Consider the following 17227-nt stretch of genomic DNA (forward strand, 5'->3'; position numbering starts at 1 on the left):
TTGCAGGCAATTAGGAAAAATTCGCTCCACATTTTCCTTGAGATTCTTGTCCTCACTCAGAAAAAATTCGGTCCACATAATCTCGGTCGCGGGACATCGAGTCTCCGTGACCGAGGTGTCCACGATTCTCCTCAGACTCTTGTCCTCAATCGTTTTTCCCTTCGGTCTAATGATTGAATAAGAGGTTGCGTGAGTCGCTGCATACCAATCGGTCAATTTCTTGGCGACCATTTGCGTACGAGGCGGAAGTTGTAGGGGTTACCTTTATGGTAACCACCGCCTCGTGTGCAAGGATCGCCGCTACAGGAAATTGACCTCTTGGGCAGGGCTGCAAGTGGACGGTACATGGCTATATTCATATTCGTAGGAAAATCCCACAAAAAAACAGCCCTTATCAGGCTGTTTGAATACATATATTATATTTTTTATTTTATTATTGCCGCTTTGGCTTTTTGAACTTCTTCCTTTGTGTCGCCCACCAAGAGGACCACGTAGTCGTCTACTTCGAAGACTTCTGCTGCCTTTAGCTTTTCGGCTTCGGCTGCCAGGTAACTGGAGTAGAGTTCGATTTGGTTTTTCAAAAATTTGTCCAGGGCGTCCTTGAGGGCTTTTTTGTCTGAGCCTTTGATGACCAGGATTTGGTTGTTGTTTAAGTTTGTCTCTGGATACATGTACTTGTATTCGCTGTAGAGGCTTTCGTCCAAGCCAATAACAAGGGATAACATGTCTGAATCCTTGTCGTCCATGGTGGCTGTGTCCATATTTTCTTTGGCGAGTTCAAAGATTTCATCGAGTGTTTTTGCAGGCTTTTCGGACTTGTCTTCTGCTTTGTCTTCTGATTTATCTTCTGGATTGCTGGCGGTCTTGTTGCCGCAGCCAAGTGTGAATAGTCCTAGCAGGATTGCCAAGATTAGTGCTGTTTTTCTCACCTATGCCTCCTTGTAATTTTCTTGGATAAACTTCAACCAATAGCGGTAAAAATTTCTATTCAGATGGATGCCGTCTCCCTCATAAAAGTCGGGATGGGCTCTGAGGTAGGGTCTTAGGTCGATAAAGGGTATGCCAAATTCATTTGCCAAATTTGCTAGCCCCGCATTGTAGTCGCTGATCCTTTGGTTGTTGATCCTGGCCATAGCTTTTTTATTTGAGCTGTCGGCTGGCAGGATGCTGGTGATTGCAACCTTGGTCTTGGGGAGCTTTTCATTGATTTGACTAATCAGGCTCCTGTACCTTTCGATAAAGACATCTACATCATCCACGTAAATTGAATCGTTCATGCCAAGCATTATATAAATATACTTGGGATTTTTCTTTGTAATTTTATCTATACTTCTTAAAGATTTTTTAAGGTCTTGTCCGATATCGGCTAAAACATTTTCGGCCTTAACATGCTTGTAGTACATCAGACCGTTTGAAATGCTATCTCCAATAAATAAAGAGTCCTTGTAGACCTCCTTGAAATCCGTCCCATCTGACGGATTTACATCGTAATTCGGACCAGAACCCTCAGCTTGTAATAGTATATTAGCTTTCTTTACGCTTTGTTCAGCGGATTTTTGCTCTCTTTGACTTGCCTGCACAGATTTTTTTAAAACTATGCCGTAAGTCTTTTCAAGGTCAAGGCTATTTTTAACCTCAAGGCCTTTTGCAAGTGCTTCATTCACAAAGCGGGTGTTTGAACTATGGATAAATAATCCTAAAATTACCAAGAGACATAGGGGAACAAATTTTAGAAATTTTTTCATAAATACCCCCTATAAAAAAATGGTCGGGGTGAGAGGATTTGAACCCCCGGCCCCATGCTCCCAAAGCACGTGCGCTACCAAACTGCGCTACACCCCGATAGTTTAATATTTATTTTGACAAATTCAGAATCCTTACACCTCAGGTGTAAAGAAATTCTGTCCTTTGTCGGCTCGTCTCATTGCCATTGGTTAGTTTTCCCAACCAACAAAAACTATTATACATAAGAATTTAGTCTTTGTCAAGCAGTTTTTACAAAGAATAAAAAATATTTTCTTTTTCAAAATTCTCGCCTTCAACTTTTGAAATAAAAATTGCGTTTTATTTTTTAAAATTTTCGCCTTCGACTTTTGAAATTCAAATTGCAATTTATTTTTCAAATTCTCCGCCTGCACATTTTGAAATAAAAATGGCTTTTGCAGGTTCAAATCTCGGTCACGGGACATCGAGTCTCCGTGACCGAGGTGTCCACAATAAAGTGGACGGTACATGGCTATATAAATATCCGTAGGAGAAAATAAACTCTTTTTTTAATTTTATTTTGATTGAATGCCTTTCTTCTATATGTTATAATGATAGGATAAGAAGGAGGTGCACAATGAGTGAAAACAAGAGAATGTTAGAGTTAGAGAAGCTTTCAGATGAGTTTCGGGCTTTGATTGAAAAGAAGGACTTAAAGGCGGCCCGTGAGCTTTTGCTTTCTCTAAATGAGATTGATATTGCTGATCTTATTGACGAGATGGACCCGGTTTCGGGTGCCGTTTTATATAGGATGCTTCCCAAGGATTTGGCGGCTGAGGTTTTTGCATACTTCGACTCTGAGCAACAAAAGGCCATTATAGATGTGTCAACCGATGTTGAAATCAAGGATATTTTGGATGATTTAAACATGGACGATATGGTCGATATGCTTGAAGAGATGCCGGCTTCTGTTGTCAACAAGATTTTAAAATATACTTCTCCAGAGGAGAGAAATCTGATTAATGTGTTTTTGAAGTACCCTCAGGATTCTGCGGGTTCTATTATGACTATTGAGTATGTGTCTTTGAAGAAGAAGATGACGGTTGCCGAGGCTTTGGAAAAGATCCGCCGCGAGGGTATTGATAAGGAGACTGTCTATACTCTTTATGTAACTGACAAGGAGCGTCGTTTAGAGGGGATTTTGTCCTTAAGAGAGCTTTTGGTGGCAAATGATGACGATGTGATTGAAGACTTGATGGAGTCGGATGTTATTTACGCCCACACCCACGACGACAGGGAGGATGTTGCTAATCTTTTTAGGAAGTATGGTTTCAAGGCCCTGCCTATTGTAGACAATGAACGCAGGGTGGTTGGGATCGTTACTGTTGACGATATTATGGATGTTATGGAAAGCGAGACCACGGAAGACTTCCAAAAGATGGCTGCTACCACACCAAACGAGACTCCATACCTTTTGACTTCGCCATTTACCCTGGCCAAGCACAGGATTCCCTGGCTTTTGGTTCTGATGATTTCATCGACTATTACGCAAAATATTATTAACGGCTACGAGCATTTCTTGTCTTCGATTCCGTTTTTGGCTGGCTTTATCCCCATGCTAATGGATACGGGTGGTAACTCGGGGTCCCAATCGTCGACTCTGGTTATCCGCGGTATGGCCACTGGCGACATCAGGGGCAAGGATTGGCTCAAGGTTTTGTGGAAGGAAATGCGGATTGCACTTTTGTGTGGCCTCACCCTGGCTATTGTAAATTATTTTAAGGTTATTTACCTTGACGGGGTTCCGGCAGATGTGGCCATGACCGTTTCTTGTTCGCTGGTGGTGGCTGTCCTTGGTGCAAAGCTGGTTGGAGGACTACTTCCTATAGCGGCTGCAGCCCTCAAGCTGGACCCGGCTATTATGGCCTCGCCACTTATTACGACTATTGCTGACGCAACGAGTTTAACTGCGTATTTTATATTCGCTCAAATAATTATTAAATAGGAGTTTTTATGTCAAACTTACACAACAAAACTGTAGAGCTTGACAGGATAGAGAAGAGATTGAAGGAGCTTGTGGAGGCCAAGGATTTCAAAGGCGTCCGCGTTTTACTTTCGGTTTTAAACGAGGTTGACGTGGCAGATTTGATCGACACCTTGGACGACAAGACGGGGGCAATTATTTATAGGACCCTGCCCAAGGATATGGCTGGCGAGGTTTTTTATAATCTGTCCTACGACCAGCAGGAGGAAATTGTCCGCACTGTTTCAGATACTGAGCTCAAGAGCATTATCGAGGACATGTACATGGACGACAAGGTGGACCTCTTGGAAGAGGTTGACTCTGATCTGGTGGATAGGATTTTAAAGTATTCATCACCCGAAGACCGCAAGCTTATAAATCAATTCTTGCAATATCCTGAAGATTCTGCAGGATCGATTATGACAATAGAATATATTTCATTAAAGAAGGAAATGACGGTCAAGGAGGCCCTCCACAAGATCAAGACCGAGGGCATCAAGAAGGAAACAGTTTATACTCTATATATTACTGACCAAAATCGCAAGCTAGAGGGAATTGTTTCATTGCGTGAGCTAATTGTCGCCTCACCAGAGACACATATCAAAGATCTGATGAATCCAGATGTGATTTATTTAAATACCCATGACAGCGAAGAGACGGTTGCTGAGACTTTTAGAAAATATGGCTTTGAGGCCCTGCCAGTTTGCGATAAAGAAAACAAGATCGTCGGCATTATCACCGTTGATGACATCCTTAATTTGATGCAAGAATTGGCTGATGAAGACTTCCAAATCATGGCTGCTATTACGCCAACTGACGATAAGTATTTGGAAACGGGGGTCGTCACTCACGCTAAGCACAGGATTATTTGGCTCTTTGTCCTCATGATTTCGGCTTCTATTACCCAGAGGATTATCAACGGCTACGAAGGGCTTTTGGCCTCGACTGCATTTTTATCCGGCTTTATACCCATGCTAATGGGCGCCGGCGGTAACTCGGGTTCACAATCGTCGACCCTTGTTATTCGTGGCCTGGGAACTGGGGAGATCGAAACCAGAGACTGGCTAAAAATCGTTTTTAAGGAACTCCAGGTGGCCATAATCTGTGGCCTGGCCCTAGCTGTGGTAAATTATTTCAAGATTATATACATCGACGGGGCCCCGGCAAATATTGCCCTCACAGTTTCCCTGACACTTATTGGATCAGTGACTGCGGCCAAGCTCTTGGGCGGCCTTTTGCCACTTGTAGCCTACAAGCTAAAGATGGATCCGGCTATTATGGCCTCACCTCTTATCACGACAATCGCAGACGCGACGACCCTTGTAGTTTACTTTACCCTAGCATCTAACATTATAGGATTTTAGGAGGAATTATGAAAATTTTCAACTCTTATAGCGGAAAAAAAGAAGATTTTAAACCCATAAAAGAAGGCCAAGTGACCATGTATGTTTGCGGGCCAACCGTCTACAATGACATGCACTTGGGCAATGTCAGACCCCAAGTTGCCTTTGATGTTTTGAGAAGGTATTTTATCTTCAAGGGCTACGATGTAACTTATGTTTCCAATTTTACTGACGTGGATGACAAGATTATAAATAAGGCCAACGAAGAAGGCGTTGATATCAAGACTATTTCCGACCGCTATATCAAATCGGTCGAACGCGATTACACGGACTTAGGGCTTTACGAATATCCAATCGAGCACCCAACTTGCACGGACCACATGGACGATATTATTGATTTTATCCAAGGGCTCATTGACAAGGGCTTTGCTTATGAAGCCAATGGATCGGTTTATTTTAGGGTCCGCAAACTCAAAGACTACGGCCGCTTGTCCAACCGCAATATCGAAGACCTGGAAATCGGCGCCCGCATTGAGGAGAACACCGAGAAGGAAGATCCGCTCGACTTTACCCTGTGGAAGGAAAAGAAGGAGGGCGAACCCTATTGGGATAGCCCTTGGTCTGAGGGTAGGCCGGGCTGGCACATAGAGTGCTCGACCATGATTCGGTCTCGCTTTGGGTCGACCATTGACATTCACGCTGGTGGAGAGGATTTGAAATTCCCCCACCACGAAAACGAAATCGCCCAATCAGAGGCATTAAACGACGCGCCTCTGGCCCATTACTGGATGCATAACGGTATGATAAATATCGACGATGTCAAGATGAGTAAGTCCCTGGGCAATTTTTTCTACGCCCATGAATTTATAGAAAAAGAAGGGGCCGAGCTCCTCAGATTTTTCATTTTAAACGCCCAATACAGGAAGCCCCTCAACTATTCCAAGGAGGCCATCGATTCTGTAAGGGCCATGATAAGTCGTTTGAGAAACGCCAAGGACAGGCTAAAAGGCCTGATTGAAAAAGCAAGTGAAGGACCAGAAAACAAGGACCTAAGGGCTTCTGTTGATCAAATTAAAAATGATTTAAGAACCCACATGGACGACGATTTAAATACGCCAGACGCTGTGACTGACTGGCTCAGCTTGGCAAAATTAATAAACACAAGCTTGGATGAATCTACTTCGCTTGAAGATTTAAAATACCTAAAGTCTGCCTTTGACGATTTTGTTTTGATCTTTGGCGTTATTGAAGACGAAGAAACAACGATTGATGCGGACATAGACGCCCTCATCCAAGAACGAGAAGAGGCTAGGAAAAATAAGGACTACGCCAGGGCTGATGAGATCAGAGACCAGCTCAAGGCTGAGGGTATTGTCCTCAAGGATACCAAGGACGGTGTTAAGTGGCAGAGGCTTTAAAGAAAGAGTACGCACAAATGGATGCTCTTAACCTGGCTTTTTTGGGCGATGCTGTCTATGAGCTCATGGTTAGGCGGGACTTGGTCGAGGAGGACCGGCACGTGGCCGACCTTCACAAGGAGGCCGTTCGCTATGTATCCGCCAACGCCCAGTGCAGAGACTTTAAAAACATCGAAGAGCTCTTGACCGAAGAGGAGCTGGACCTGGTTAGAAGGGCCAGAAATAAGAGCCAGCACCCGCCCAAGCACACCAAGATTCAGGTCTACAGAATTGCAACTGGCTTTGAAGCATTAGTTGGCGCCCTGTATTTGTCGGGGGCCAAAGATAGACTGGAATATCTTTATGAGGAGATAAAAAGGAGAAGATAGTGGAGATAATTGGAATTAGAGCCGTTAGCGAAGCCTTGAAAGCAGATGGCAAAAAAATTCGCCTAATAGTTCAAGATAAAAAAGCCCCAAAATTAAAGGAAATTTTGGATTTGGCCTACGACCAAGGTATAGAAGTAAGAGAAGACAGGAATTATTTTTATAAGTTCAAATCCTCTCACCAAGGCGTTTGCCTGGAAGTGCCCGAATACGAGTACATGGACTTGGACGAATTTTTGTCAAGGCCAAAAGAAGACAGAAAGGCTATAGTTGCCCTTGACGGAGTTGAAGACGTGGGGAACTTTGGATCTATAATTAGATCTGCATCGGTCTTTGGCATAAGCGCAATTATTATTACCAAGGACAGGTCGGCCCACATTACACCGGCCGTTATCAAGACTGCCCAAGGGGGACTTGAGGACCTGCCTATTATAATGGTAGTTAATCTATCCCGTGCCCTCAGAGATTTAAAGGACGCAGGCTATTTTATTCTGGGCACTGATATGGAGGGCGACGACGTCGGTGAAGTCTTTGATTCAGACGTGGTCATGGTAATTGGCAGCGAGCACTCAGGCATGAGACCGGGCGTAAAAAAGGAATGCGACAAAATCTTAACCATACCCATGGATAAAAAATCGAGTGTTGGATCCTTAAACGCTGCAGTTGCCGCCTCAATAGTTTTTTACGAATACCACAAAAAACAAATCTAAAATAGCTTATGAAGGAAATTTTTATAGTTGATGGCTACAATTTAATACACGCAAGTCACCTAAAAGACCTCCTGGAAATATCTTTGGAAGAGAGCAGGCGGTCGCTGGAGACCATCCTCTCTGGCTACGGCAAATACATCGGCAAGAAGATTATCGTGGTCTACGATGGCCACATGGTCAAGGACAATCGGGGGGAAACTTACGAGAAGGACGACCTCACTATTGTCTTTACACGTGAAAACGAAACCGCCGACTCCTTTATAGAAGCCGCGACCTACAAGTACGCAGACCGCTACAAGATGGTCGTGGTGACCAATGACCTGGCCGAGTCTACGCTTGCCTTTAATGAGGGCGCAAGTCGGATGGGGTCAAGAGCCTTTTTTGCCATGATCGAAGACAGCTTAGAGCTGGAGAAAAAAATGCACCAGAGGCAAAAAATCAAAAACGACCACCTGGTAGAGGAAAGCGAAATGGAAAGAGAACTCAAAAAGTGGCTGGAAGGCAAGGGCGAGTAAGAGTTAATTTTTTATTATTTTTAAAAATTTTAACTCAGCTATTTGTGAAAGAGGCAAAATTTAAGTTGATTTAAGATTTTGAACTCGCCTAAATTCTTTTGAAATACTATTTAAAAGTATAATTTATCTGCAGTTTGATTTTCTATATTTTTAAGACTTACTATCAGCGGATATAATTTATCAAGATTTATAGTCTTTTTAATACTTTTTATTTTTATGTTAAAAAATTCTTCCTATCAACATGTAAAAAAAGAGTTCAAATATTAAATGAAAAAGTTCTAGAAAGGCAATTGATAAAAGTTTTCAATTGCTGGATTAGCAGAAATCTTTTTTTATTTATTATTATTTGAGGAGTATATAAAGATAGTTTTAGGACCATTTTAAATTATAATTTTTATTAGAGGAATATTTTATCTTAAATTGTAATTTTTTTACTTATTCATTATTATACTTAGCTATAATTAGAGCATATAGAATGTTTTTAGAATATTTTTTTACAGTTAATTTATTTTTACTGAAATTTTTATTTTGGAGTTTTTATGGACCAGAGATTTTTTAAGAATTTTATTTTTGATATAGACGGGACGATTTTGGATTCGCGTTTTGCTACCATTGAGGCCTTTGAGCGGATGACTATGAAAAAGATCGGCCGGCCTTTGACTGCAGAGGAGAAGGCTATTACCCTTCACTTGCCTGTAATAGATGTCTTGGCGGCCCTTAAAATCGAGGCAAATGCAGAGAATATGGGTGAGCTTTTTGCGCATTTTGACGAGCTGGCCCACGGGATTGGAATGTTCGCTGGCATGGACCAGGTCTTGACAGAGCTTAAGAGTAAGGCGAATTTTATGGGCTTTGCTACCAACCGGGACCGAACTGGAAGCCATATTGTCTTGGACCAAAATGGCATGGATAAATTTTTTGATACTTTTGTTTGCAAGGACGATGTCGAAAATCCCAAGCCCAGTGGCGACATGCTGGTCCTTTTGATGAAAGAAAATAATTTAGACCCCGACCAGACCATTTATATAGGAAACGCCCTTAGCGACCACCTGGCTGCAATCGACGCTGGCATAGCCTACGGAGCATGTGAGTGGGGGACGGACGAATATTTAAAGCACGATAAAATTCTTTTAAAGGAGCCGGCTGATATTTTAAAGCTCTTGGAAAAGTAAAATTAATTTTAATTTAAATTGTGGGACCGACCACAATTTTTTTGTGAGAAAAATTTTGGGAAATTTTTGTGATTTATTTTTAAAACTATTTTTGATTTATTTTTTGTAAATTATTTTACTAATTTTTTTACTAAATGCAAGGCAAAATGCGATTGACAATTGGTTTTTTGTTGACGGAAAGCCTTTTATGGAGTATAATTTACCTATATATTGAGTTTAAGGAGGTAACGGTTATGGACGCTTTGGATTTGATAAGAGAATCTCTTAACAAACTCACCTTTGACGTTGTGGTCCAAAGGGCGATTTGGATTATCCTTGGTATTTTGATGCTGACAAGTTTGTATTATCTGATACAGATTGCCAACAAGCACGTTGATGAGGATAAGCAGATTAGGGTCTCGACAAAAAAGGTTTTTAAATGGTTTTTAATTGCCCTGGCAGTTTTTATTTTTTATTTGATTTTAAAGACCAATGCGAGCCTTAGGTATTTATTTAACACCTTTATTGCATCGCTCATCATAGCCTATGTATTAAATCCGGCGGTTAGGCGCTTGGAGAAGAGAAAATATATGAATAGGACCCGGGCTATTGCTGCTATTTATCTGATAGTTTTGGTTATCTTGGTAATTTTTTCTCTTACAATTTTGCCAAAGACGGTCCAAGAATTTAAAAAGCTTATAAATAACCTACCTTCATATGTAAACCAAGCCCAACAGCTGGTAAATGACTTGTCTGTCAAAATTGCTGGCAAGGAGCTTTTTGATATCAAGACGGTTGATTGGGGAGAATTTATACAAAATATGATTCAAACGGCCAGGAAGAACATGGGAGGAGTTTTGTCTGGGGTTAAGACAACTGTTTCCAAGACCCTGATGATCGTTTTGATTCCTCTATTTGTCTTTTATCTTTTGAAGGACAAGGAATTGTTTGTGGCAAAGGCCAAGGCTTTGATTCCAGAAAAACGCAAGGAAAAGACCCTGCAAGTCTTATCCAAGATCGATAAACAGGTCGGCAATTATGTAAAGGGTAAACTCCTGTCTTGCCTGGCCCTAGGGATTATGATTAGCATTTTCTTAACCATAGCTGGAGTAGACTTTGCCTTTGTAATCGGGATTATCTCCATGTTTGCGGATATTATTCCCTATATTGGACCCCTGGTTGGATTTATACCAGCCTTTATATTTGCCATTATAGACAGCCCTGCCAAGGCGCTGGCTGTTATAATTATATTCCCAGTTTCTAACTGGCTACAAAACAACATTATTATGCCAAAGATTTTTGCAGACACTTTGGGCATGCACCCCTTTACAGTGCTTATAGCAATACTGATTGGGGGCTTCCTCTTCGGTTTTGTGGGCATGATCTTTGCCCTGCCGATTGTGATTATTGGCCAGGTTGTTTACAACGAATACAAGGATTATAGGAAAAATAAAATTAAAGAAGAATCGAGGATAGAAAATGACAGAAAATAAAATTGGTATGCACGAGATAAGACGCAGATTTTTAAAATTTTTTGAATCCAAGGGCCATCTCGTTCATCCATCATATTCACTAATACCAAAAGACGACAAGAGCTTATTATTGATCGGGGCTGGTATGGCTCCACTTAAAAAATATTTTACCAAGGAGGCCACACCGCCAGCTTCACGGATGACCACTTCGCAAAAGTGCGTTCGCACTGGCGATATAGATAACGTTGGAAAGACCCTCAGGCACCTTACATTTTTTGAAATGTTGGGCAACTTCTCCTTTGGCGATTACTTCAAAGAAGAAGCCATCACTTGGGCCTGGGAATTTTTGACTGAGGTTATGGGCCTTGACAAGGACAGACTTTGGGTTAGCGTTTACAAGGACGACGACCAGGCTTTCAACATTTGGAAGGACAAGGTCGGAATCCCGGAAGAACGCATTGTCCGCTTGGGCAAGGAAGACAACTTCTGGGAGCTAGAAGTTGGACCCAGCGGTCCCTGCTCTGAAATCCACTACGACAAGGGCGTGGAATTTGGTTGCGGAGATCCAAACTGCAAACCTGGCTGCGACTGTGACCGTTTTCTAGAAGTTTGGAACCTGGTCTTCACCCAATTTGACAAGGACGCTAATGGCAATTACAATCCCCTCCCAAATCCAAATATCGATACGGGCATGGGCCTTGAAAGAATTGCCTGCGTAATGGAAAATGTAGAATCAGTCTACGATATTTCTACTATTAGAAAGATTATCACCGAAGTTGAAAGGCTGTCGGGCAAAAAATACGATGTCGAAGAAAAGATCAACACCTCAATGAGGATCATCGCTGACCATACCAGGGCCATGACCTTCCTCATCTCAGACGGGGTTGTTCCTTCAAACGAAGGCCGCGGCTATGTCTTGCGCAAACTTATGAGAAGGGCGGTAAGACACGGCATGCTCCTTGGCATCAAGGATATGTTCTTGGTTGAAATTATCAACAAATTCATCGATGACTGGAAGGAAGCATATCCAGAACTCGACGAAAACAGGAGAATTATCCTGGAAGTTGTCCAAACTGAAGAAGAAAGATTTAAACGCACAATCTTTACAGGCTCAGAACTTCTAGATGCCAAGATGAAAGACCTAAAAGCTCAAAATAAAACTGAAATGTCAGGGGCAGACGTCTTTGAACTCTACGACACTTACGGTTTCCCAGCTGAAATTACTGAGGAAATTTTAAGCGAAAATAAATTAACTTATAATAAGGAAGAATTCGACACCGCCATGGAAGAGCAAAAAACTCGGGCACGCGAAGCCATCGACAAGTCCGACTCAGGTTGGAAGAAGGATGGTAACGACGAAATCTTCAAAGGCCTGTCAAACGATTTCTCTGGTTACAGTGAAGTTGAAGGCGATACAGAGATTACAAATATCTTTATGGATGACAAAAAAGTCGACTCCATTAAATCTGGCGACAAGGCACTTCTTGTCCTTGCAAACACTCCTTTCTACGGGGAAAGCGGGGGCCAAGTTGGCGATGTGGGTACTATTACAGGCGATGGTTTTGCCATGGACGTTATAGACACACAAAAGACCAAGGGCGGCCTCTTCCTCCACAGCGTCAAAGTTACTGAAGGTTCAGCCAAGGTAGGAGACAAGGTCTTCGCAAAGATCGACAATTTCCGCAGGGAAGACATCAGACGCAACCACTCTGCCACCCACTTGCTGCACGCAGCCCTTCGTCAAGTCTTGGGCACTCACGTCCACCAAGCTGGATCACTGGTAGAAGCTGACCGCTTGCGTTTTGACTTTAGCCATTACCAAGCCATGACTGAGGAAGAAATTGCCAAGGTCGAAAGAATTGTAAACGAAAAAGTCTTGGAAGCAATCCCAGTTGTAACTGAAGAAAAATCTCTTAAGGAAGCCAAAGAAGAAGGCGTTATGGGTCTCTTTGAATCTAAGTATGGGGAAATCGTCCGTGTTTTAAAGATGGGCAAGTTTTCTATGGAACTCTGCGGAGGCACCCACGTTAAAAATACATCCGAAATCGGCCTCTTCAAAATCGTAATGGAAACGGGCACAGCTGCAGGCGTTCGCAGGATCGAGGCCATCACAGGCCACGCAGCCTATGAGTATGTCTTGAATAATGAAAAACTAATCGAAGATATAGCAGGCAAGCTAAAGGCAAATCCTACAGATATCTTGCAAAAGACCGAAGACCTGGTCGGAGAAAATCGCGAACTTAAAAAAGAAGTTGAAAGCCTAAAGGCAGAGCTCTTAGCTGGAGCTGCAGGCGATTTGGAATCCAAGATTGTCGACTACAAGGGCCACAGACTCCTTGCTGAAACATTTGAAGATGTGGATGCCAATGAGCTCAGAAGCATTTCCGACGAAATGAAGGGCAAGTTTGACGACATCCTGGTAATCCTCGGCGCAAAAAACGGCGACAAGGTCAACCTCCTCGTCTCAACAACTCAAAAGCTAGTCAAGGAAGGGGTAAATTCTGGACAAATCGTCAAGAAAATCGCCCAAGCCCTGAGCGGCAATGGTGGCGGTAAGCCAGACATGGCCATGGCAGGCGCCAAGGACACAGAAAAATTATCATCCGTCTTTGATGACATCACATCTTATTTATAAATAGAATTTAATATATAAAAACAAAGGAGGCGGAAAATAAAAAACGCCTCCTTTTTTGTATGAAAAATCGACCGAAGTCAATTAAAACCGAGGCGGAAAATTGTAGCGGTCACCTTTATGGTGACCACCGCCTCGGATAAAAATTGACCGATTGGCGTATGCTCACTCCCGCAAATGTTGCCTAAGAAAATAAAATTTATGTATGTTCGAGCTAGACTTTTGGGCGACATAAAGTCGCCCCTACAGCCGCAGAGCGATCTAAAATCGAATCTATTTAACCTATGAATATTTTTGTAGTAATTACCGTCCTCTTGCACCCACGCCCAAGAGGTCAATTAAAAAAGGAGGCGGAAAATAAAAACCGCCTCGTTTTTTTGAATTTAATATATATAGGCAAGAGTCAGGATCCCCTGGCTCTTTTTTATTGGGAAAATAAATGTTAGGCGAATATTTATTCAACTGCTAACATGATTTTATTTTTAGGCAAAAACATAGGATAATCTTAAAAACTATTTATATTTACATAAAATCAAGAGGATTTTTGAAATAAAAATCAAATATTAAAGAAAACTTGAAGAAAAACCAAGTCTAAATCGGGAAATGGATCCCGTATTTTAAGATAAAAGGAAAGTATTTTTTAAAAAACTCACCACAATATATAGTACTATATCTAGAATTAGTTCTTAATTATCTCCTTACTAAAAAATTAATCTAGGGACAAATGTTAGGAGATTATCCATAGAAAATATAATTTTTTAAAGAAAAAATTAGAAAAATCGTTTGACTTTACCAGAATAAAAGGGTAAGATTAAACTAATAAAAGAGCTATAAATAAAGCTTTACAAGGATTTTCTAAAAAATATGAACAATAACTACAAAATTCAGACGACATATATATTATAAGAAATAAAGTAATAACTAAAGAAAGGGTAAGCACAATATATAGTGTTTAAGTAAGGAGGAGTTAAGGATGTTAGGCAAATTTGTATTATTATATGCATCGATATTATTAAGTTTTAGTCAAACTGCATATAAAAATGTAATAAAAGATTACACAGCCAAGGCTGGCAAGGTTGAGTGTGGTGTTGAATACAATATAAAGGGCAAACCTGAAGGCGTTTATGTTGAAAAGTATTATATAGGATCAAAGGACAACATGCATTGTGTAAGTCTAGATAAAAAAGATAAAAAAGAAATAGCTGAATGCCTTAAGGAAAATTTAAACCAAGTTGATTCAGCTGGTCTCTTTAAAACATACAGCATTAGGGAAGAAAATGGAAACTATTACTACTGCTTCCACTCTCCTCACGATGAAGAAAAGACCAAGGCCCTGCAAAATCAAACCAGGGGCTACAAAAAAGAAATGCAAGCAGTCATCAATTCTTGGGGACAGGGTTTAACCGACCTACAAAAGCTAGAAAAAATTAATCGCTTTATAATTGACAAGCTGACCTACAACGAAGTGGGATTAACCCAAGACGTTTATAAGTTGCAATCGCCATCTGGCTATTGGCAAAATACTTGGCCAGCTGCCTACGAAATGAACACAGCTCTTTGCAGCGGATATGCAGAACTATTTGACCTAATGGCAAAGCTCGCTGGCCTTGAATCCAAGGTCGTCAGCAATGACATCCACGCTTGGAACGTAGTCAAGATTAATGGCGAATGGAGACACTTTGATACAACTTGGAACGATTATCTAAATCAAGAAAAACTCTACTTTAACCTTAACTTTAACGAGTTAAATCAAATGGATGCTAAATTAAATCAAGCAGCCTTTAACCATACTCTAGGAAATACCTACCTAGCATTGAAATAAAAACAAATAATGTAAATCAAAAGATGGCAGCGGCCATCTTTTTTTGTTGGAAATTTTTGCTTGTACAATATGTGCTGAGTATAAAAGTATAGAAAAGATTATAAAGATTTTTTAGATAATAATTTGCCAGAGCCTCTGTGTGGATAATCTTTTTTATCCTGCAAATATAAAGGCGGACATGACTTTTTTAAAAGATCTAATTGTGTTATAATACTTCCTATAATACTTACACGGAGGCGAATATGAAAAAAGAAAATGTTTTGGCCACGGAGCCAATTTCAAAGCTGCTCTTTAAATTTGCTCTGCCATCTGTCATTGCAATGATTGTGGGGGCTTTTTATAATATCGTCGATCAGATTTACATAGGAAACAGCGTAGGTGTTGTGGGAAATTCTGCGACCAATGTGTCCTTTCCTTTAACCACCATGTGCATTGGACTGTCGCTTTTGATTGGCATTGGGGCTGCGGCCAGATTTAATTTATCTTTGGGCGAGAAAAAAGAAGAAGAGGCAGGCAAGTATATGGGGTCTGGCTTTTTGATGATTATAATTTCAGGATTATTATTAACTGTTCTAGTAAAAATTTTTTTGCCAACTCTATTAACAATTTTTGGGGCGACAGCAGAAAATTATGAGTACGCCAAGACCTATACGGACATAACTTCCTACGGATTTTTATTTTTAATCCTGACTAATGCAGGCACGGCCCTAATCAGGGCGGACGGATCGCCAAAGTATTCTATGTATGCCATTCTTGTGGGCTGCATTGCAAATATAATCTTGGATCCAATTTTTATCTTTGCCTTGGATTTGGGTATGGCTGGAGCCGCTTGGGCAACCGTTATTGGCCAAGTCCTCTCGGCCCTTATGGTAATTTCCTACAGTCGCCACTTTAAATCGGTCGATTTAACAAAAGATGATTTTAAATTTAGGCCGGACTATATGGCAAATATTTTAAAGCTGGGCATTGCACCCTTTATAAACCAAGTTTCCATGCTCTTCGTGCAAATAATTATGAACAACTCCATGGTCCACTACGGAGCCCAAAGTGAATTTGGCCCTGTAATTCCACTTGCAGTTGTGGGAATTTGCATGAAGGTCTTTATGATATTTTTTGCCTTTGCCCTTGGAATCTCCCAAGGCATGCAGCCAATTGTGTCTTACAATTACGGGGCCGGCAACTATAAGAGGGTAAAGGAAGCATATCTCACAAGTGCCAAGTGGGCAATGGGGATCCTTACTCTTGCATTTTTGCTCTTCCAATTTGCCCCAAATCAAATTTTACATTTATTTGGAGACGGCAGCGAAGAATATTTTAAATTCGGCAGATATTATTTTAGGATAAATCTAATGATGACCTTTTTAATACCAATCCAACCTATCACGACAAATCTCTTAACCTCAATTGGAGAAGCCAAGTGGGGGGCCTTCTTGTCCCTGACCAGGCAGGTAATATTTTTTATCCCATTGGCACTAATACTTCCAAAATTCTTTGGCATAATGGGCCTGGTCTACACAGGACCAATATCGGACTTTTTATCATTTGTACTAGCCATAATTTTAGCCAAAAAAGTTTTCCAAATGATGGACCAAAAAGAAGCTTGGGATGGAGAAGACTAGGTAAAAACATTTGTGTATGCATGACCCACAAACCTTCACCCCACAAGGAGGATCAGGCTTGTGGAATGGCGACCATTTCAGGATCGCCGCTACCCGCAGAGCGAATTATGAGTGAAGATTATTGGTAATTTAAAACACCCCCAGGAAAAAATATGCCTGGGGGTTTTATAATGCGAAATTTTTGGAAAGAACATAGAGCAAAATTATGGTGGAGTGAAAGACTCTTATGTACAATGTTATTTCGCAGGAAAATTTGATAAGATTCGTAGGGGGAAATTGAATCGGTCATGTAGCGTCTACCTTTATGGTAGACAAACCGATTCAATTTCCCAAGAATATCGCAAATTAGACAGCAAATTACAGAATTATAATGTGGATTTGTGGTAAAACGGGCCATATTATAATGCGGATTTGTGGTAAAACGACCTATATTATAATGCGGATTTGTGGTAT

At 41.1% G+C, this 17227-nt stretch carries 13 protein-coding genes and 1 tRNA gene; 11 read left to right on the top strand and 3 right to left on the bottom strand.

What is annotated here, in order from left to right; all coding sequences use genetic code 11:
- Nucleotides 1–425 precede the first annotated feature (425 nt).
- The 3 genes from AC6FXG_RS07455 to AC6FXG_RS07465 form a co-directional block, all read right to left on the bottom strand.
- Entirely contained in the window at nt 426–929 is a 504-nt protein-coding gene (locus AC6FXG_RS07455) for a DUF4358 domain-containing protein (protein ID WP_500572186.1), read from the bottom strand.
- Nucleotides 930–1745, bottom strand: coding sequence for a GDSL-type esterase/lipase family protein (locus tag AC6FXG_RS07460; RefSeq protein ID WP_500572187.1), 816 nt, complete (start codon nt 1743–1745; stop codon nt 930–932).
- A gap of 20 nt (nt 1746–1765) precedes the next feature.
- Nucleotides 1766–1842: transfer RNA gene (locus tag AC6FXG_RS07465), tRNA-Pro, on the bottom strand.
- 499 nt (nt 1843–2341) lie between these two features.
- On the opposite strand from AC6FXG_RS07465, the gene mgtE (AC6FXG_RS07470) reads away from it, so the two are divergent.
- The 11 genes from mgtE (AC6FXG_RS07470) (at nt 2342) to AC6FXG_RS07520 (ending at nt 16774) form a co-directional block, all read left to right on the top strand.
- The gene (gene mgtE / locus AC6FXG_RS07470; RefSeq protein WP_500572188.1) at nt 2342–3709 is read left to right on the top strand and encodes a magnesium transporter; all 1368 of its coding nucleotides are present in this window, start codon (nt 2342–2344) and stop codon (nt 3707–3709) included.
- Nucleotides 3710–3717: 8 nt separating this feature from the next.
- Entirely contained in the window at nt 3718–5091 is a 1374-nt protein-coding gene (mgtE, locus tag AC6FXG_RS07475; protein WP_075574279.1) for a magnesium transporter, read from the top strand.
- A gap of 8 nt (nt 5092–5099) precedes the next feature.
- A complete protein-coding gene (gene cysS / locus AC6FXG_RS07480; protein ID WP_500572189.1) occupies nt 5100–6488 on the top strand; it encodes a cysteine--tRNA ligase in 1389 nt (462 codons plus the stop codon).
- Nucleotides 6473–6856, top strand: coding sequence for a Mini-ribonuclease 3 (locus AC6FXG_RS07485; RefSeq protein WP_500572190.1), 384 nt, complete (start codon nt 6473–6475; stop codon nt 6854–6856). The genes cysS and AC6FXG_RS07485 overlap by 16 nt, the downstream gene beginning before the upstream one ends.
- Complete coding sequence (rlmB, locus tag AC6FXG_RS07490) at nt 6856–7563, top strand: 23S rRNA (guanosine(2251)-2'-O)-methyltransferase RlmB (RefSeq protein ID WP_500572191.1); 708 nt, start codon at nt 6856–6858, stop codon at nt 7561–7563. Before AC6FXG_RS07485 ends, rlmB begins: the two co-directional genes overlap by 1 nt.
- Nucleotides 7564–7571: 8 nt before the next feature.
- Entirely contained in the window at nt 7572–8078 is a 507-nt protein-coding gene (locus tag AC6FXG_RS07495) for an NYN domain-containing protein (protein WP_500572192.1), read from the top strand.
- Nucleotides 8079–8617: 539 nt separating this feature from the next.
- Nucleotides 8618–9250, top strand: coding sequence for an HAD family hydrolase (locus tag AC6FXG_RS07500; protein ID WP_500572193.1), 633 nt, complete (start codon nt 8618–8620; stop codon nt 9248–9250).
- A 233-nt stretch (nt 9251–9483) separates the two neighbouring features.
- Nucleotides 9484–10722 (top strand): AI-2E family transporter, encoded by a 1239-nt coding sequence (locus tag AC6FXG_RS07505; RefSeq protein ID WP_075574273.1) that lies wholly within the window; start codon nt 9484–9486, stop codon nt 10720–10722.
- Nucleotides 10709–13336: an alanine--tRNA ligase gene (gene alaS, locus AC6FXG_RS07510; RefSeq protein WP_500572194.1), complete on the top strand. Its 2628-nt coding sequence runs from the start codon at nt 10709–10711 to the stop codon at nt 13334–13336. The genes AC6FXG_RS07505 and alaS overlap by 14 nt, the downstream gene beginning before the upstream one ends.
- A gap of 970 nt (nt 13337–14306) precedes the next feature.
- Nucleotides 14307–15155, top strand: a complete 849-nt coding sequence (locus AC6FXG_RS07515; protein WP_500572195.1) for a transglutaminase domain-containing protein — start codon at nt 14307–14309, stop codon at nt 15153–15155.
- A 242-nt stretch (nt 15156–15397) separates the two neighbouring features.
- Nucleotides 15398–16774: an MATE family efflux transporter gene (locus AC6FXG_RS07520; RefSeq protein WP_500572196.1), complete on the top strand. Its 1377-nt coding sequence runs from the start codon at nt 15398–15400 to the stop codon at nt 16772–16774.
- The last annotated feature ends 453 nt before the right edge of the window (nt 16775–17227 follow it).

This window comes from Ezakiella massiliensis (genome assembly GCF_059862345.1).